19 protein-coding genes are annotated in these 16384 nt (G+C 61.5%); 11 read left to right on the top strand and 8 right to left on the bottom strand.

Annotation, left to right across the window (positions count from 1 at the left end):
* Positions 1–77: 77 nt before the first annotated feature.
* Both rplK and rplA read left to right on the top strand, forming a co-directional pair.
* Positions 78–509 carry a 50S ribosomal protein L11 gene (gene rplK, locus WYH_RS14030; protein ID WP_046904328.1) on the top strand — a complete coding sequence of 144 codons (432 nt, stop codon included), beginning with the start codon at positions 78–80 and terminating at the stop codon, positions 507–509.
* A gap of 4 nt (positions 510–513) precedes the next feature.
* Positions 514–1212 (top strand): 50S ribosomal protein L1, encoded by a 699-nt coding sequence (rplA, locus tag WYH_RS14035; RefSeq protein WP_046904329.1) that lies wholly within the window; start codon positions 514–516, stop codon positions 1210–1212.
* An 80-nt stretch (positions 1213–1292) separates the two neighbouring features.
* Here the strand turns inward: rplA and WYH_RS14040 are convergent, their stop codons facing one another.
* The 5 genes from WYH_RS14040 to WYH_RS14060 all read right to left on the bottom strand — a co-directional run bounded on the left by WYH_RS14040 (position 1293) and on the right by WYH_RS14060 (position 6198).
* A complete protein-coding gene (locus tag WYH_RS14040) occupies positions 1293–2141 on the bottom strand; it encodes a glycosyltransferase family 25 protein (RefSeq protein WP_082348012.1) in 849 nt (282 codons plus the stop codon).
* Between the two features lie 538 nt (positions 2142–2679).
* Positions 2680–3444, bottom strand: coding sequence for a competence/damage-inducible protein A (locus tag WYH_RS14045; RefSeq protein WP_046904331.1), 765 nt, complete (start codon positions 3442–3444; stop codon positions 2680–2682).
* Between the two features lie 73 nt (positions 3445–3517).
* A complete protein-coding gene (gene folD, locus WYH_RS14050) occupies positions 3518–4444 on the bottom strand; it encodes a bifunctional methylenetetrahydrofolate dehydrogenase/methenyltetrahydrofolate cyclohydrolase FolD (RefSeq protein WP_046904332.1) in 927 nt (308 codons plus the stop codon).
* Between the two features lie 11 nt (positions 4445–4455).
* On the bottom strand, positions 4456–5307 hold the full coding sequence (gene purU / locus WYH_RS14055; RefSeq protein WP_046904333.1) for a formyltetrahydrofolate deformylase: 852 nt from the start codon (positions 5305–5307) through the stop codon (positions 4456–4458).
* Positions 5308–5322: 15 nt separating this feature from the next.
* Positions 5323–6198 carry a methylenetetrahydrofolate reductase gene (locus WYH_RS14060; RefSeq protein WP_046904334.1) on the bottom strand — a complete coding sequence of 292 codons (876 nt, stop codon included), beginning with the start codon at positions 6196–6198 and terminating at the stop codon, positions 5323–5325.
* Positions 6199–6332: 134 nt separating this feature from the next.
* Here WYH_RS14060 and WYH_RS14065 point away from each other — a divergent pair, with 134 nt between their 5' ends.
* The 3 genes from WYH_RS14065 to WYH_RS14075 all read left to right on the top strand — a co-directional run bounded on the left by WYH_RS14065 (position 6333) and on the right by WYH_RS14075 (position 9211).
* Positions 6333–7037, top strand: coding sequence for an alpha/beta fold hydrolase (locus WYH_RS14065; RefSeq protein ID WP_046904335.1), 705 nt, complete (start codon positions 6333–6335; stop codon positions 7035–7037).
* Positions 7038–7066: 29 nt separating this feature from the next.
* The gene (desA, locus tag WYH_RS14070) at positions 7067–8494 is read left to right on the top strand and encodes a syringate O-demethylase (protein WP_046904336.1); all 1428 of its coding nucleotides are present in this window, start codon (positions 7067–7069) and stop codon (positions 8492–8494) included.
* A 129-nt stretch (positions 8495–8623) separates the two neighbouring features.
* Positions 8624–9211: a hypothetical protein gene (locus WYH_RS14075; protein ID WP_046904337.1), complete on the top strand. Its 588-nt coding sequence runs from the start codon at positions 8624–8626 to the stop codon at positions 9209–9211.
* A gap of 6 nt (positions 9212–9217) precedes the next feature.
* Here the strand turns inward: WYH_RS14075 and WYH_RS14080 are convergent, their stop codons facing one another.
* The 3 genes from WYH_RS14080 to WYH_RS14090 all read right to left on the bottom strand — a co-directional run bounded on the left by WYH_RS14080 (position 9218) and on the right by WYH_RS14090 (position 11640).
* Complete coding sequence (locus WYH_RS14080) at positions 9218–10009, bottom strand: IclR family transcriptional regulator (RefSeq protein WP_046904338.1); 792 nt, start codon at positions 10007–10009, stop codon at positions 9218–9220.
* A 1-nt stretch (position 10010) separates the two neighbouring features.
* Positions 10011–11141, bottom strand: coding sequence for a cobalamin-independent methionine synthase II family protein (locus tag WYH_RS14085; protein ID WP_046904339.1), 1131 nt, complete (start codon positions 11139–11141; stop codon positions 10011–10013).
* A 94-nt stretch (positions 11142–11235) separates the two neighbouring features.
* Positions 11236–11640 (bottom strand): nuclear transport factor 2 family protein, encoded by a 405-nt coding sequence (locus tag WYH_RS14090; protein ID WP_046904340.1) that lies wholly within the window; start codon positions 11638–11640, stop codon positions 11236–11238.
* A gap of 67 nt (positions 11641–11707) precedes the next feature.
* Between WYH_RS14090 and WYH_RS14095 the strand changes: the two genes are divergently transcribed.
* The 6 genes from WYH_RS14095 (at position 11708) to WYH_RS14120 (ending at position 16341) form a co-directional block, all read left to right on the top strand.
* The gene (locus tag WYH_RS14095) at positions 11708–13387 is read left to right on the top strand and encodes a GMC family oxidoreductase (protein ID WP_046904341.1); all 1680 of its coding nucleotides are present in this window, start codon (positions 11708–11710) and stop codon (positions 13385–13387) included.
* Positions 13384–13773, top strand: a complete 390-nt coding sequence (locus tag WYH_RS14100; RefSeq protein WP_046904342.1) for a nuclear transport factor 2 family protein — start codon at positions 13384–13386, stop codon at positions 13771–13773. Before WYH_RS14095 ends, WYH_RS14100 begins: the two co-directional genes overlap by 4 nt.
* A 105-nt stretch (positions 13774–13878) precedes the next feature.
* A complete protein-coding gene (locus WYH_RS14105) occupies positions 13879–14628 on the top strand; it encodes an SDR family oxidoreductase (RefSeq protein WP_046904343.1) in 750 nt (249 codons plus the stop codon).
* Positions 14628–15155, top strand: a complete 528-nt coding sequence (locus WYH_RS14110; RefSeq protein ID WP_046904344.1) for a DUF3237 domain-containing protein — start codon at positions 14628–14630, stop codon at positions 15153–15155. Before WYH_RS14105 ends, WYH_RS14110 begins: the two co-directional genes overlap by 1 nt.
* An 84-nt stretch (positions 15156–15239) precedes the next feature.
* Positions 15240–15674 (top strand): nuclear transport factor 2 family protein, encoded by a 435-nt coding sequence (locus tag WYH_RS14115; RefSeq protein WP_046905207.1) that lies wholly within the window; start codon positions 15240–15242, stop codon positions 15672–15674.
* Between the two features lie 133 nt (positions 15675–15807).
* A complete protein-coding gene (locus WYH_RS14120) occupies positions 15808–16341 on the top strand; it encodes a DUF1097 domain-containing protein (RefSeq protein WP_046904345.1) in 534 nt (177 codons plus the stop codon).
* The last annotated feature ends 43 nt before the right edge of the window (positions 16342–16384 follow it).

Here is a 16384-nt window from a genome sequence, read left to right on the forward strand (position 1 = left end):
TGCGTGGCATCTCGCTTGACCGCTTACCATGAGCTTCGCGTTCCGGCGCGGGGCGAAAGTGTGAAAGGAGTGGCCTCATGGCCAAGAAGATCGAAGGCTATATCAAGCTGCAGGTGCCTGCCGGCGCCGCCAATCCGTCTCCGCCGATCGGCCCGGCCCTGGGCCAGCGCGGCGTGAACATCATGGAATTCTGCAAGGCGTTCAACGCTGCGACGCAGGATCTTGAAAAGAGCGCGCCGATCCCGACGGTCATCACCGTCTATGCGGACCGTTCGTTCACGTTCGAGACCAAGACCCCGCCCGCCAGCTTCTATCTGAAGAAGGCCGCCAAGCTGAAGTCCGGTTCCAAGGAACCCGGCAAGGTTTCGGCAGGAACCATCAAGCGTTCGCAGGTCGCCGAAATCGCCGAGGCGAAGATGAAGGATCTGAACGCCAACGATATCGAGCAGGCAACCAAGATCATCGAAGGCTCCGCCCGTTCGATGGGCCTCGAAGTGGTGGAGGGCTGAACCAATGGCTAAGCTGAGCAAGAAGCAGAAGGTGCTGGCCGAGAAGGTCGATGCCGACAAGCTGTATGGCTTCGAAGAAGCGCTGGCCCTGCTGAAGGACCTGGCGAGCAAGAAGTTTGACGAGACGGTTGAAGTCGCGATGAATCTTGGCGTCGATCCGCGCCATGCGGACCAGATGGTTCGCGGCATGGTTTCGCTGCCGTCGGGCACCGGCAAGACCGTCAAGGTCGCCGTGTTCGCCAAGGATGCGAAGGCGCAGGAAGCGCTGGATGCAGGTGCGGACAAGGTCGGCGCCGAAGACCTGATGGAAGACATGCAGGCCGGCAATCTCGACTATGACCGCGTGATCGCATCGCCGGACATGATGGGCGTGGTTGGCCGCCTGGGCAAGCTGCTGGGTCCGAAGGGCCTGATGCCGAACCCGAAGCTGGGCACCGTGACCCCGAACGTGGCGCAGGCCGTGAAGGACGCCAAGGGCGGCCAGGTCGAATTCCGCGTGGAAAAGCAGGGCATCATCCATTCCGGCATCGGCAAGCTGTCGTTCAAGGATGAAGACCTGAAGGCGAACTTCAAGGCGCTGACCGATGCAGTGGTCAAGGCCAAGCCGTCGGGCGCCAAGGGCAAGTATGTCCGCAAGATTTCCCTGACCTCCACCATGGGCCCGGGCATCAAGATCGACATGACCGAGGTCGAAGGCGCCTGAGCCTTTCCTCGCAAGAGATCACCAAGGGGGCCGGCGGAGCGATCCGCCGGCCCTTTTTGTTTGGGGGCGGCAGGGGCTGATCAGATCGCGTTCAGAGGGTCGTAAAGCGCATTTTGGTGAACCGCTATGCGCTGGCGCAATGCAGCGTCGAACTGGCGCATGGCGCGGTCGGCGCGATGGCGGGCCAATTTCTCGCGCAGGCGCTGCCATTGCGTTCTTTCGCCGATTTTTTCGCGTAATTCCCGATTGCGCTGGTGAATGGTTGCCCGGCTCGTATGGATCGAAGAGCCGTTCGCCATTTCCAGCAAGGGGAAGGGATATGCCAGCGTGACTGGCACACCGGTTTCCCAGAAGCGGTCAAAGGTCATGTCTATGGAGGCGAGAAGGCCGGTCTCGCGGATATGGCCAGTCAATTGCAAGGCGCCTTCGCGCGATACGATGTAGCATTGCGTGCCGAGCGCGGGCCATGATGCGCGATAGAATAGCTGCCGTCCGATATTGGCGATGAAATGCGCCGGCACGAAGAAACGGGCATAGAGTTTCAGATAGTGGACCTGGCAGAGATCCATGAAGTTGATCATCGGCCCGATCGAAAAATTGGGATCGATCAGCAGGTCATCTTCCATGACGACAAGGTACTGCGTCCGCCCATCGGCGAGCCAGGTTTCCAGCATCGCGATGTGGCTGGCCGCGCAGCTCCGCTCCGCCGCGGAGAGTATCGAGCCATAAGACCGGAATGCCGCTTCCTCGTCATATCGGACTGACAGTTCGTCCGCCGGAACGACATCAAAAAACTTCCAGTCGCAGTCAGGCAATTCCGCGAACATACGGGTAATGCGATCCCGCCTTTCAAGGGCGGAAGGAAATGAGAGAACGGACACTTCAAATGCTTGGGAAGCCGGGTGAATGTCTGCGTAGTTCGTAGGCATGAAATTCCCCGTTCAATTCCTCGAGCAACATCTGGTCACTATTTGCTCTGATAGACTTAGTGTTTCGCACGATTTGCTTGCAGTCAACGGGCGGGCCAGCCTGAACTCATCCGGAGAATGCAGTCCGTCAGAAGCCTGTAACCCGGCGGGGTGAGCCAAAGCGATGCATATTCTCGGCAAGAGCTTCTGCACTTGGGAAGGAAACGAGAGCTCACGCGTTGATCTTCGCAAATGGAGGCCGAACCATGATCGCAGTCATATCGACGCTCGCTGCGGTTTGCGTGTTATTGCTGATAGCGACAATCCGTTTCGTCCGGTCGCGGCGTCGTCGCAAAGACAGCGATATCCACCGCTCCACGGGGCCCAGAGTCAGTTATTATCGGGAATAGCGGGCATTAGTCGCGCCCGCCATGCTTCGATCCGCAAGTGTTGTTGATGCCGGGAAGGCCTTGGGGCGCGCTTCTTCTGGGAAAACGCGGGGCCGGAACCTTTCAGATAGGGTGGCACGGCCTTTCGGCCATCGCATCATCTGGCCGCCTCAGATCCCGCCGGGGGTAAAGTCGAAACCCATTTCGCCCAGCGCTTCGCACAGGGTGTCAACCGCGCTGGAAAGCTCGTCCCTGTCGGTGGAGCGGATCACGAAATTGGCGCCGGTGCGGCCTTCGCGGAAGAAGGGATAGCTGCCGATCTGGCACCCGGAATGCGCCTTTTCCACTTCGCGCAGTATATCGGCCACTTCGCTTTCCTTGATCCAGCCGCCGACAGTTTCGCTCAGCAGCGGGGCGCCGCCTTCCAGCGTGCCGGTCAGCGAAGCGAGCATCTGCGCCGTGATTGCCGGGACGCCGGCCATCAGGTGGATATTGCCGATCTTGATACCCGGCGCGCCGGACATTGTATTGGGGATCAGGTCCGCGCCTTCCGGCACGCGGGCCATGCGCAGCCGCGCATCGTTCAGCCCGCCGCGCGTCTGGTAATATTCTTCCAGGATCGCGCGCGCTTCGGGGTCGATAATCACCGGCACGCCCAGTGCTTCGGCCACGGCATCCACGGTGATGTCATCATGGGTGGGGCCGATCCCGCCCGTGGTGAAGAGATAGTCATACTGGCCGCGTAGCGCGTTCACCGCATCGGCGATCCGCCCGATCACATCGGGCACCACGCGCACTTCGGAGAGGCGAATTCCCTGCACCTGCAGCCAGCTCGCCACTTGGGCGATATTCCTGTCATGCGTGCGGCCGGAGAGAATCTCGTCGCCGATCACGAGGAGGGCGGCGGTCCAGATCTTCTCTGCATTGTGTGACATGGCGGCGGATTAGGCCAAGCGAGCGCTTGAGGCCAGCCCTCTCGCGAACCGCCATGTCATTATCGTAATCCGGTCAGGCGCTCGTTTCAGTGAACATGGAGCGATCGGGCGCGTCGCCGTAATCATCGCCCTTGTCGCCACCTTCCAGCTGCGTCTGCGCGGCCTGAACCGTGTTGGCGAGGAGACAGGCGATCGTCATCGGGCCGACGCCGCCGGGCACCGGGGTCACGGCCTTGGCATGCTGGACTTCGTCGAATGCAACGTCGCCGACCAGCTTCTCCTTGCCGTCATCGCCCATGATGCGGGTGATGCCGACATCGATGATCACGGCGCCGTCCTTGACCCAGAAACCCTTCACCAGTTCCGGCGCGCCGGCGGCGGCAACGATGATGTCGGCCTTGCGGGCAATTTCAGGCAGGTTTTCGGTATAGATATGGGTGACGGTAACCGTCGCTTCGCGGTCGAGCAGCAGGTTGGCCACCGGCTTGCCGACAATGTTGGACTTGCCGATCACCACGGCATCGAGGCCGGTCAGATCGTCAACCACCGTATCGATCAGCTTCATGATGCCCAGCGGCGTGCAGGGCACGATGCCGCCCGTGCCGGTGGAAAGGCGGCCGACATTGACCGGGTGGAACCCGTCCACGTCCTTTTCCGGCTTGATCGCACTGAGCACGGTTCGCGCGTCGATATGATCGGGCAGCGGAACCTGCACCAGAATGCCGTTCACCTCCGGATCGGCATTCAGTTCCGCGACGACGGCCAGCAGTTCTTCCTGCGTGGTTTCGGCCGGCATACGGCGTTCGATCGAACGGATGCCGACCTTTTCGCAGCCCTTGATCTTGCGACGGACATAGACCTGGCTGGCGCCGTCTTCACCCACCAGTACCACGGCCAGGCCCGGACGGGGCTGGCCCTTGGCGATCATCTGGTCGACCTGCGCCTTGGTTTCATCGTCCAGCTGGCGCGCGACAGCACGCCCGTCGATAATATCGGCCATTCGTTTTCCTCTTAACCGTCGAAGACGACCGTGCGATGTCCGTTGAGGAACACACGGTCCTGCAAATGTGCTTTCACCGCCTTGGCCAGAACCCGCCGTTCCACATCGCGGCCCTTGGCCACGAGATCTTCCGGGGTTTCGACATGGCCGCAGGGTTCAACGTCCTGCGCGATGATGGGACCTTCATCGAGATCGGTGGTGACATAGTGGCTGGTCGCCCCGATCATTTTCACTCCGCGCTTATACGCCTGGTGATAGGGCTTGGCGCCCTTGAAGCCCGGCAGGAAGGAGTGATGGATGTTGATGCAGCGTCCGTTGAGAAAGGCCGCCATCTCGTCCGACAGGACCTGCATGTAGCGCGCGAGCACCACCAGATCGGCCTCGGTTTCTTCCACCACCTGCCGCACCTGCGCTTCCTGCTGCGGCTTGGTTTCCCGGGTGATGGGATAATGGTGATAGGGAATATCGCCGATCAGCGATGTCGTGAGGACATGCTGCGGATGGTTTGAAATGATCGCAACCACGTCCATCGCGATTTCGCCGATCCGCATGCGATACAGCAGATCGCCCAGACAATGATCGAACTTGCTGACCATCAGCACGACCTTGGGCATCCATTCCGGATCGCGCAGTTCCCACTGCATGTCGAACTGGCGGGCCAGCGCTGCGAATTCCGTCCGCAAGACATCGGCCTGATTCTCAGCCGGGTCGAAGACCACGCGCATGAAAAAACGGCCCGTCACCCGGTCGGAAAATTGCTGCGCTTCCAGGATGGTGCACCCACGCTCAGCCGTAAAGCTCGAGACCCGGGCCGAAACGCCGGGCTTTATCGGGCAGGACAGGCTGAGCGTGCAGGAAGGCATTGCGTCGGGCGTATCTCAGCTATGCTTGTTGTTGTAGGTGTTGATCCACTCGGCCGAAGCCTTGAGCGCACCGAACGGATAGAAGTGCAGGCGAACACGGCCATGTTCGGCGTCATTCAGCTTCTTGTCCAGCGAATCGACCAGCTTGTCAGGGCCGGCGCTGCCGATGAGATTGGTCAGCGAGATGCCGTATTTCTTCATCACGCTGGCCGATGCGCCCACGCCGCAGCGCTTGGCGAAGCCGAGCAGGCGCTTGATACCGGCCGGGCCGGGAACGCCGAGGCGGACCGGCACGTCGATACCGCGCTGGCGCATTTCCTCGATCCATTCCACGATCGCATCATCGTCAAAAGCGAACTGGGTGACGACGAGCGGGACCATGCCGCCTTCGCGGATCGCGGCGATCTTCTTTTCCATCCAGACCCACAGATCGGCCTTGGATACGTTGGGGTGGCCTTCCGGGTGGCCGCCAATGCCGACGATCTGGATGCCGTGCTTCTGCAGCAGGCCGGTTTCGATGATCTGCAGCGAATCGGAATAGGGGCCTTCCGGCTCCGGCGGGTCACCCGCGATGATGAAGACGCGCTTCACACCTGCCTTGGTGGTGATGTCCGACAGATACTGGTCCAGGATTTCTTCCGAACCGATGCGGCGGGCGGAAAGGTGGACGATCGGTTCAAAACCCAGTTCGCGGACCTGCACGGCTGCTTCCACGCGCTGGTCCATTTCCTCCCCCGGGAGGAAGGTGACCGCGATCTGCGTGCCGGGGCGGATCTGCGGAGCTGCTTCCTTGAGGCCTTCGATTTCCTTCGCCGTCATCTCCAGCGAATAGCCATCGACCATATTGGTGCGGGGCTTTTCCCAATCGGGATGGATGGCGGCATAGGACATCGAATCTTTCTCCTCTCGCAGGACCCCTTAAGCGGTCGGGCCCGGATCACAAAGGCCCTAGCGCAACGACATTTCTTCGTATAGACGAAATTTTCATACCTGCGAATTACTGAAGACGCTAACTGGCGAGAGCGATGCTGCTTTTTTGTCCCGGCCTTATATGTGACGCGCGCACTTTTGCGCCCCAAACCGCAGCATTCCCGGATTCCCGCGCGATAAATGCCTATGGTCTGGTGGACAGCCTGCAGGATATGGCGCGCATCGTCATCGACACCGCTGACCGCGAAGGGGCGGAGCGATTCGACGTATTCGGCCATTCCATGGGCGGCCGAGTCGCGCTGGAAGTCTATCGTCTGGCGCCCGAACGCGTGCGCCGGCTCGCCCTGGTGTCCACTGGCGTCCATTCCCCGCGCGAAGGGGAGCCTGCAAGCCGGGCCGCATTGCAGCAGGTCGGCTATGACAAGGGCTTTACCGCGCTGGTCGATCAGTGGTTGCCGCCGATGGTCGCGGAACCCAATCGCGACAAGGCCGAACTTTACGAACCGATGCGGCAAATGTGCCTGGAAGCGGGGCAGGACGTGTTCGACGCCAATGTCCGCGCGCTGCTGGGCCGGCCGGAGGTGGAAAGCCTGCTGCCGCAGATCGATTGTCCGGTGCTGGTCATGACCGGCGAACTGGACGCCTGGGCATCGCCCGCCCAGCACGAAGCGATTGCCGCTGTCATACCGAATTCCGAACTCGTCATCGTTCCCGGCGCGGGGCATATGCTGCCTCTCGAAGCGCCCGGAGAGGTGAACGCCGCCATCGCAAACTGGCTGTCCCGGCCTGTACGTGATTAATCGCAACCCCTCGAGGAGAGGAAATTTCCATGAGTGAACAGACCCTTCAGCAGAAGCTGGATGCACAGGGCGACATCGTCGAGTTCCTGCGCAACCAGCAGCTTGGCCCGAACCCCTATCCGGGCGTGCCGGCGGAATATTCCAACTGGCGCAACGAACAGCGCGCCTGGGCCGAAACCGCGGTGCTCTTCAACCAGAGCTATCACATGGTCGAGCTTTATGTCCGCGGCCCGGATGCCAAGGCGCTGCTCGAATATACGGCGATCAACTCGTTCAAGAACTTCGCCGTCAACAAGGCGAAGCAGTATGTTCCGGTGACGCCGGAAGGCTATGTCATCGGCGACGTGATCCTGTTCTATCTGGACGAGGAAGAATTCAGCCTGGTCGGCCGTGCACCGGCCATCGAATGGGTTGAATTCCACGCCCAGTATCCGAAGCCGGATGGCAGCAAGTGGAACGTGACCGTGGAGCGTGACGAACGCACCGCGATGCGCACGGACGGTGTTCGCAAGAACTACCGTTTCCAGCTGCAGGGCCCGAACGCGATGAAGATCCTCAGCCAGGCGATGGGCACGGACGCCCCCGACCTGAAGTTCTTCAACATGGCGCATATCGACATCAACGGCAAAGACGTGATCGCGCTGCGTCACGGCATGGCCGGCCAGCCGGGTTACGAACTGTTCGGCCCGTGGGCAGATTACGAAGCCGTGCACTCCGCCCTGGTCGAAGCCGGCAAGAATGACGGCCTGACCCTGGTCGGCGGCCGCGCCTATTCGTCCAACACGCTGGAATCGGGCTGGCTGCCTTCGCCGCTGCCGGCTTTCTTCACCGGCGACAGCCAGATGATGAAGGATTTCCGCGCCTGGGCTTCGGGCAAGTCCTATGCCGGCATGTGCTCGATCGGCGGTTCCTATGTTCCCGACAGCATCGAGGGTTACTACCTCACGCCGTGGGACATCGGCTATGGCCACATCGTCAAGTTCGACCACGATTTCGTGGGCCGCGAAGCGCTCGAAAAGATGGCAGACCAGAAGCACAAGCAGAAGGTCACGCTTGCTCTCGACAACGAAGACATGCTGCGCGTCCTCTCCTCGCTCTATGCCGAGGGTGAGCGCGCCAAGTATTTCGAGTTCCCGAGTGCGGTTTACGCCATGCACCCGTTCGACGAAGTGAAGAATGCCGACGGCAAGGTCATCGGCGTGTCGACCTGGGTCGGCTATTCCTCCAACGAAGGCAAGATGCTGACGCTGGCCATGATCGATCCGGACGAGGTCGAAATGGGCAAGGAAGTGAAGCTGGTGTGGGGCGAGCCGAATGGCGGCACCACCAAGCCGACGGTCGAACCGCATGTGCAGACCGAAATCAAGGCGGTCATCTCGCCGGTTCCGTATTCGAACGTAGCCCGCACGTCCTATGCGGACAGCTGGCGTCAGGCAGGCGTTGGCGCCAACGCCTGATTACGGCTCAAAGCCATAACAGCGAGAGGGCGGTCACTTCGGTGGCCGCCCTTTTCGTTTGCGGCGCGCATGTTTCGGCCGGGCGCACAACGCTTCCCATGCAGCCGCCCGATCGGTTAGGCAGGCCCCATGTTGAAACGCCTGCTGCTTGCCATCGCGATTGCCCTGACATTCACGCCCCTGCTGGCCGGACCCGCATCGGCGCAGGATGAAGATGCGCTGGAAGGGTTCTGGACCTTCAGCGTGGAAGGCACGGCCATCTTCGCCTTCGCGCTGAAACGGGAAGACGGGGAATGGGAAGGGCAATGGGTGCGCCCGCGATCCTTCGCCAGCGACGGTATTCAGTTCGTGCGCCTGTCCGGCCCGCCGGTAACGGTCACCTCTTCCCGCGCACGCAATGCTGGCGGCTGGCTGGAACTGACCTTTGACGATCCGCGCCCGGGCGCCGTGCCGGACGTGTTTCGCCTGCGCGCCACGGACGATGACAGCGCCGAGGCGCTTTATGCCGGAACCGGCTTCCCGGTAATCAAGCTGGAACGGGCCGGGCCGGGGGACGAAGTCGGGCCCTGGGCGTTGGGCGAAGTGTACAAGCGCACGGATGCCGGCCTGTCCATCCCCGGCGCGCTGGTGCAATTCTCGGTCGCGCCGGAATTGGTGGATACGCCGAAATCGGAGCCGGAGGGGCCGCAGCAACAACCGGCAATCACCGGGCGATAAAGCGGGTCAGCCCGCCTCCAGCAGGCTGCTGGTGCGTTCCAGCAGATCCTTCACCCGGTCGCAAAGCTGCTCGTTGAACCGGACTTTCGGCACTGCCACGGACAAGGCGCCCACCGGCTCCCCGCCAATAGTGACCACGCGGCCGATGCCGCAAATGCCCAGGCTGCGTTCCTCGTCCGTCATGGCGAAGCCTTCCTTGCGGATCTTCGCCAATTGCTGGCGCAATTGCTTCTCGCCGGTCACGGTGGAAGAGGTGAAGCGCTGCCGCTCGCTCTCTTCAAAATAGCGGTCCAGTTCCTCGTCCGTCATGGCCGCCAGCAAGGCCTTGCCCGATGCCATTACATGCATCGGTATCCGTTTGCCGATATCTATCGAATAACGCAGCGATTGTTCGCTGGTTTCGGTCACCGTGGCTTCCACGTCCCATTCGCTACGCACGAAGAAGCTGGTCGTTTCGTTGAGCTGCACGCGCAATGTACGGACCAGCGGCGCGGCACGTTCGGACAGGCTGAACCCCCCGCTCTTGGCCTGCAGCCTTTCCAGGCCCGGCCCCGCGGAATAACGCCGCCCCTCGCGCGTCAGATAATGCCGTTCGACCAGGGTGGACAGGAGATAGGACAGGCTGGACACCGGAATGCCCAGCGCCACCGCGATCTCCTGCGCCACCAATGGCCGGTCATGAGCGACGACATATTCGATTATGTCGAGCGTGCGCGTGGCCGATTTGACCTGGCTCGACGGTGCAGAGCCCGCCGGTGGCGGGCTGTGCTGTCCGTTGCCCGGCACGCTGTCGGTCATGTCAGTTGATCCGCTCGTCAGCGATGTCTGCGCCCTTGCGCAGATTCGCCAGCTTCTTCCACGCCACGGACGGATCGATCTTGCCATAGCCCGCGAAGGTGCCGAAGCCGCAATCGCTGCTGGCCATCACCCTGTCCTTGCCGACGAAATCGGCAAAACGCTCGATCCGCTGGGCGATCAGTTCCGGCGTTTCGATATAGTTGGAACAGGAATCGATGAAGCCGGGGGCGAGGATCTTCTCTTCCGGAATGTTGGTTTCCTTCCACACGGCCCATTCATGTTCGTGGCGCGGATTGGCGCCTTCGAACAGGATCGTTGCCGGGCGTGCGGACAGGATGACATCCATGATCTTTTCGACCGGAATGTCGAAATCATGCGGGCCTTCGTAATTGCCCCAGCACACATGCATGCGCATCATTTCCGGGGCGATGTTCTTCGTCGCCTCGTTCAGCGCTTCCACGTTCTGCTGGATGGTCCGGAGGAATTCCGCCTCGTCCATGTCCTGATAGCCGGTATGGCGGCTCATCGCCAGGTCGGGGCAGTCCAGCTGCACCTTGAAGCCGGCTTCCACAATGGCTTCGTATTCCGGGCGCATGGCCGTGGCCAGATCGGCCAGATAGGCTTCGTGGCTGGGATAATACTGGTTCGGCTGGAAGGCCGTGATCAGGCCCGGGCTGGCGGAATTGAGGAAACCTTCCGCGCCCTTGCCGTGGTTTTCCAGCGCCTTCCTGAAGCGGCGGATATCCTCGTGGCAGGGTTCCAGATTGACCAGTTCGACCTTGTCGATGGCGCTGGCGCGGGTGAATTCCTGCTTGCCCATGATGCCCGAGAGTTTCTCGGTCAGTTCAGGGACCTGCGCCAGGTCCAGCGCGGGCTTGCGCGGCGTGTGGCCGCCAAAGCCGGAAAGGCGTTCGATGATGTAGGTCGAATAGCCAACCTTGCCGAGCTCGCCGTCGCTCACCACGCTCACCCCGGCTTCGACCTGTTTGGCAACGGCCTCGTCAATGGCGGCCTGCACCTTGGCGTCGAATTCGGCAACGTCATAGGGCTCGCCCTTGTCGCGGGCGAGAAGCAGCGGAACGAGTTCCGGGCCGCGCGGCAGGCTGCCCACATGGGTGGTCTTGATCAAGATTTGCTCCTCTCTTCGCTTGAAGGAGCTTCTTTCATGTATGCGAAATCAACGCAAGTGTGAATTCCGGAAGTAGCCGCAAATGACGCCTTCAAGGTCAGACGAGGGCGCAGCCTACACTTTCGATCTTGCCGTCTTTCAGGTGATAATGAATGTATTGCCGCATTTCCTGCGCGTCACCCCTTTTTATGGGAAAGAATTGCTCCATCCCGTTTTGGTCCAGCATTTCGCGCGTCAGGTCATCAGTCCCCTCGATACGAATCACGCCTTCCAGTGCGCATAGATTGTCACTTACGGCGATCCGTTCGACACTGATGGTTTCTTTCACGAACTGGTGCAGGAAACCGTAAAAATCGCGCAGCTGCTGGCGGGTGGTGATCTCTATCCCGAAAAAGGCCATGCGCGGCGTATCGGTATAGAAAGCGAACACGGCATCGTAATCGCGGGCATTGAAGGCTTCCGCATAGCGGGCATAATCGGCGGGATCGCGCAGGGTCGACATTGGTGTAATCTCCTCTCCTTGCCAGCCATCGTAACGACCGTTAGCAAGGCGGCAAGGGAGAGTTTGCATGGCGCAAGAGGATTACGGGGCAAGCTACGATTACATTGTTGTCGGCGCGGGCAGCACCGGCTGCGTCGTTGCTTCCCGGTTGAGCGAGGATCCGAAGAACCGGGTGCTGGTGCTGGAAGCCGGTGGGCGCGATGAACATCTCTATCTCAAGATGCCGCTGGCCTTCCTCAAGGCCATGCCGGACCCGCGTTTCAACTGGACTTACATGACGGAACCGGAACCGCATCTGGGCGGGCGGCAATTGCCGCTGCCGCGCGGGAAGGTGATGGGCGGATCCGGTTCGATCAATGGCATGTTCGCCATGCGCGGCCACCCGGCCGATTACGATCAATGGGCGCAGATGGGTGCGCGCGGCTGGTCCTTCGCCGATGTGCTGCCCTATTTCCGCAAGTCGGAAAGCAGCTGGCGCGGGGACAGCGATTATCACGGCACGGACGGGCCGATCAAAATCCGCCCCATTGATTCGCCGCATCTGCTGCATGAACCGATGATGCAGACGGCGGAAGCGGCCGGCTTTTCCACCACGGACGATCTGGCCGGTGCCCATCCGGAAGGCTTCGCTCGGGGGGAACAGACAGTCGATGCGCGCGGCCGCCGGGTCAGCGGGGCCACGGCATATCTGAAACCGGCCATGGGGCGGCAGAACCTGGATGTCCGTTCGGGCGTGCTGGTCCACCGCCTGGCCTTTGACGGGAAACGCTGCATCGGTGTGGAGATCGAAGGGCCGGATGGCCCGCAGATCGTGCGCGCCGCGCGCGAAGTGATCGTGTCCGGCGGGGCCTATAATTCGCCGCATTTGCTGATGCTTTCGGGCATCGGCCCGGCGGAACATCTGAAATCCCGCGGGGTCGAAGTGCTGCATAACAGCCCCGGCGTGGGCCGCAATCTGCAGGAACACCCATGCGCCATGCTGGAATTCAACGCCGCAAGGCCGGTGACATTCCTCAAGCATCTGCGGTGGGACAAGATCGCGATGAATTCGATCCGCTGGGCGCTGACCGGCAAGGGATTGATGGCGACGCAGGTGAACAGCTGCAATGTGGTGATCCGCACGGCCGACCATCTCGACCGGCCCGATCTGCAGATCATGGTCAATCCCATCCGTTTCGACGCGCAGCCCTGGTTCCCCGGTATCAAGGCGGAGCAGGATCACGTGTTCTGGGCGGGCGTGGTGCAATTGCACCCCGAAAGCCGCGGCTGGGTGGAACTGAAAAGCTCCGACCCGCGCGAAACCGCTTCGGTAACGCTGAATATCCTTTCGGAAGAGGCCGACCGTGAACAGATGCGCCGCGCCTTCCGCACCACGCGCAAGATCTACAACACGGCGCCGATGGCGGACCTGATCGAAAGCGAACGCACGCCGGGCGCCCAGGTGGAAAGCGACGAGGAGCTGGACGCCTTCATCCAGGCCACCTGCTATGTCGCGCAGCATCCCACCAGCACCTGCGCCATGGGCATGGGTGAACATTCCGTGGTGGACAATGAATTGCGCGTGATCGGCGTGGAAGGGCTGCGCGTGGCCGATTGTTCCATCATGCCCACCGTTCCGGGCGGCAACACCAATCTGCCCGCCTTCATGGTTGGCGAAAAGGCGGCGGACCTGATCATGGGCCGCAGCCTGCCGCGCGCGGAGCTGCCATCCCGTGACAGGGCCACGGCGAAGGGGGAAGCGGCATGAGCCGGACAGCCGAAGAACAGGCGAATCTCGACCTGGTGCTCGCCATGTTCGCCGAAGTGCTGAACCCGATGGATTCCGGCGCGGTCGATCGCTTTCTCGCGCCCGGTTACATCCAGCATAACCAGTCGGTGGAGCCGGGGCGCGATGCGCTGAAGGCTTTTCTCGACATGATCCGCGAACAGACGCCCGATGCCGTGCATGATGTGAAGCGCGCCTTTGTCGATGGCGATCACGTGACTGTCCATTACCATGTGCGCCGCTGGCCCGATGATCTGGGCTGGGCGGTGATCGACATTTTCCGCGTGGAAGACGGCATGATCGCCGAACATTGGGATGTCATGCAGGACATTATCGAAGGCGGACCAAACCCGAATTCGCCCTTTTGAAGCATGAACAAGTCCCGCCCGTCCTGAGCTTGTCGAAACAGGCGAACCTCGCTCGTCCCGGTTCGGCAGGCTCATCATGGCGGGCGGCATAGGAGAGAGAAGCCAATGCGTTTCAAGGACAAGGTCGCGCTCGTCATGGGCGGAAACAGCGGTATGGGCCTGGCCACGGCCAGGGCCTTCGCGGCGGAAGGCGCGAAAGTGCACATCACCGGCCGCAACCAGCAGACGATTGACGAGGCATTGGCCCAGATCCCCGGCGCGGCGGGCTATAGCGCGGATATTTCCGACATCGAATCCAGCGAAAGGGTCGTTTCTGCCATCGAGGAAAAGGATGGCCGGATCGACGTGCTCTATATCAATGCCGGTGTCGGCGGATTTGCGCCCTTGCGCGATATTACCCCGGAAAGCTGGGACCACACGCATTCGATCAATCTGAAAGGCTGCGTCTTCGCGTTGCAGAAGGCCTTGCGCCTGATGGGCAAGGGCGGTTCGATCATCGTCACCGGATCAATCGGCGCCCATGCCGCGCTGCCGGGTAACGGCGTCTATGCCGCGGCGAAGGGCGGCCTTTACGCGGCGATGAAGGTCTTTGCGGGCGAATTGGTGGCCGAAGGCATCCGCCTCAACATGGTCAGCCCCGGCCCGATCGACACGCCGCTGCTCTATCGCAATCCGGGCATGACGGAGGATGCGATCGCGGATCTGAAGAAACGGATGATCGAAAACATCCCCATGCACCGGATGGGCGAAGCGGACGAAGTGGCCAAGGCCGTGCTGTTCCTCGCCAGTGACGATGCATCCTTTATTACCGCCGCCAATCTGTTCGTCGATGGCGGCATGCTGGAGTTGCGCTGATGGAATTTACCGACACCACCCCGTTCGAACCGCCTTTTTCCGCGCTGGACAATCCGCGCATGGAATTCGTGATGGAAGTGCGGCTGACTTTTCCGGACGTCTACACAATGGCGCCTGTTCCCGCAGGCGGTATGCGCACGGCGGTACTGGTGCAGGGCGGCAGTTTTGAAGGGCCGAATCTGAAAGGCCGCGCCATCCCCGGATCGGGCGGCGATTATGCCTATTTCCGGCCGGACGACGTGGCCTGTTTCGATGCCCGCTATCTGCTGGAAGAGGATGACGGCACGGTCATCCTGCTCAACAACAAGGGTTTCCTGTGGGGGCGCAAGCCGGACACGATGGAACGCCTGCGCGACTGGGCCTTCAATGGCGGCGATCCCGTGCCGCATGACGAATATTACCTGCGCGGCAACCCGACATTCGAATGTCCGGTGGGCAAGCATGACTGGCTGACCAAGCATGTGTTCATCGGCGTGGGTGAACGGCGCAGCGACGGCAATCTGCTGCGCTATTACGCATTGGTCTGAAGCTCGGCCGGGCGCCGCATGGCGCTTGGCCCAGCCTTCGATGGCGTGCATCATGCAGTCATTCCGGGCCGTGGGGGCACCGGAATGGCAGCGCGCGCCACGGGGCGCGACCGGGGAGAGGAGGGGGATATGTCCCGCACGCCGCAGGAACAGGCCAATCTCGATTTCTGCACCCGCATGTATCACGAGATGCTGTTCCGCTTCGACGCATCGAAGATAGATGAATTCCTGGCTGACGATTATATCCAGCATTCCACCGCGGCGACTGGCGGCAAGGAAGGGCTGCGCGATTTCTTCCAGAACCGGGCCGAGAATTTTCCCGATGTCGAATTCGCGATCAAGGCCAGCATGGTCGATGGCGATTTCACCATGTTCCACATCCACACCATCCGCCATCCCGGCGATCCGGGGATGAGCATTATCGACTATTTCCGGCTGGAAGGCGGGAAGGTGAAGGAACATTGGGAAGTGGTGCAGGAAATCCCTGAAACGCTGCCGCATGACAACGGGATCTTCTGAATACCGGTCATGTATTGAATGATCTGTGCCGAAATCATTTGGCGCACGCATGACCTTGGCTTAGCTTTCCTCCCCGGCGGTCGGCCTGTCCGGGACGCCCTAGAAAAAACACATCTTGGGAGAGGGGGATTTCATGCCCGCATTGTTTGCGCTCGCCGTGTCTGTCGGCGTTCTTGCCGTGGTCGATACCTGGCTGTTCGTGGGGCCGCTGGCGGCCACCAGCCTGGCCGGGCTGGTCTGGATTTCATTCATCGCATGGGGCTGCCACTTCCAGTCGGGCGGCGGCACCAAGGGCAGCACGACTGCCATTGTCTGCATGAGCTGGGGTGCGCTGGTCGGCATGGTTGCCGTCATGCTTGCCGGCGGTGCGCTGGCCGGCCTCGGCATCATGGCCGCGCCGGTTGCGGTGGGCCTTGGCGCGGCTCTGATCTGCCTGTCATCCGCCATCGGATGGCTTTCGACCATTCCCGCCAGCGTCTATGGTTTCGCCTCCATCGCAGGGCCGATCCTGCTGGCCGACAAGGCGCCGCAGGCGGCCTTCGTGCCGGTGGTGCTGGCCGTGGTAATCGGGGCCGCTTTCGGCTTCGTTTCCGAAATGCTGGCCAATGCGCTGACGAAGAAGGGCGGGGCCAACGCCGAAGCGACGGCCGATCCCGAACACGCCTGACCTGACCCGCAACCGCGCCGCCGGACATTCGGCGGCGCGGTTG

The organism is Croceibacterium atlanticum, from assembly GCF_001008165.2.
Lineage (GTDB): Bacteria > Pseudomonadota > Alphaproteobacteria > Sphingomonadales > Sphingomonadaceae > Croceibacterium_C > Croceibacterium_C atlanticum.

Coding starts and splice junctions, on each gene's coding strand:
- WYH_RS14045 (WP_046904331.1), bottom strand. CDS start 3,444: ATGTCACACAATGCAGAGAAGATCTGGACCGCCGCCCTCCTCGTGATC.
- rplA (WP_046904329.1), top strand. CDS start 514: ATGGCTAAGCTGAGCAAGAAGCAGAAGGTGCTGGCCGAGAAGGTCGAT.
- WYH_RS14075 (WP_046904337.1), top strand. CDS start 8,624: ATGTTGAAACGCCTGCTGCTTGCCATCGCGATTGCCCTGACATTCACG.
- WYH_RS14120 (WP_046904345.1), top strand. CDS start 15,808: ATGCCCGCATTGTTTGCGCTCGCCGTGTCTGTCGGCGTTCTTGCCGTG.
- WYH_RS14100 (WP_046904342.1), top strand. CDS start 13,384: ATGAGCCGGACAGCCGAAGAACAGGCGAATCTCGACCTGGTGCTCGCC.
- WYH_RS14095 (WP_046904341.1), top strand. CDS start 11,708: ATGGCGCAAGAGGATTACGGGGCAAGCTACGATTACATTGTTGTCGGC.
- WYH_RS14090 (WP_046904340.1), bottom strand. CDS start 11,640: ATGTCGACCCTGCGCGATCCCGCCGATTATGCCCGCTATGCGGAAGCC.
- rplK (WP_046904328.1), top strand. CDS start 78: ATGGCCAAGAAGATCGAAGGCTATATCAAGCTGCAGGTGCCTGCCGGC.
- desA (WP_046904336.1), top strand. CDS start 7,067: ATGAGTGAACAGACCCTTCAGCAGAAGCTGGATGCACAGGGCGACATC.
- purU (WP_046904333.1), bottom strand. CDS start 5,307: ATGCCTTCCTGCACGCTCAGCCTGTCCTGCCCGATAAAGCCCGGCGTT.
- WYH_RS14065 (WP_046904335.1), top strand. CDS start 6,333: ATGCTGCTTTTTTGTCCCGGCCTTATATGTGACGCGCGCACTTTTGCG.
- WYH_RS14080 (WP_046904338.1), bottom strand. CDS start 10,009: ATGACCGACAGCGTGCCGGGCAACGGACAGCACAGCCCGCCACCGGCG.
- WYH_RS14060 (WP_046904334.1), bottom strand. CDS start 6,198: ATGTCCTATGCCGCCATCCATCCCGATTGGGAAAAGCCCCGCACCAAT.
- WYH_RS14105 (WP_046904343.1), top strand. CDS start 13,879: ATGCGTTTCAAGGACAAGGTCGCGCTCGTCATGGGCGGAAACAGCGGT.
- WYH_RS14110 (WP_046904344.1), top strand. CDS start 14,628: ATGGAATTTACCGACACCACCCCGTTCGAACCGCCTTTTTCCGCGCTG.
- folD (WP_046904332.1), bottom strand. CDS start 4,444: ATGGCCGATATTATCGACGGGCGTGCTGTCGCGCGCCAGCTGGACGAT.
- WYH_RS14040 (WP_082348012.1), bottom strand. CDS start 2,141: ATGCCTACGAACTACGCAGACATTCACCCGGCTTCCCAAGCATTTGAA.
- WYH_RS14115 (WP_046905207.1), top strand. CDS start 15,240: ATGGCAGCGCGCGCCACGGGGCGCGACCGGGGAGAGGAGGGGGATATG.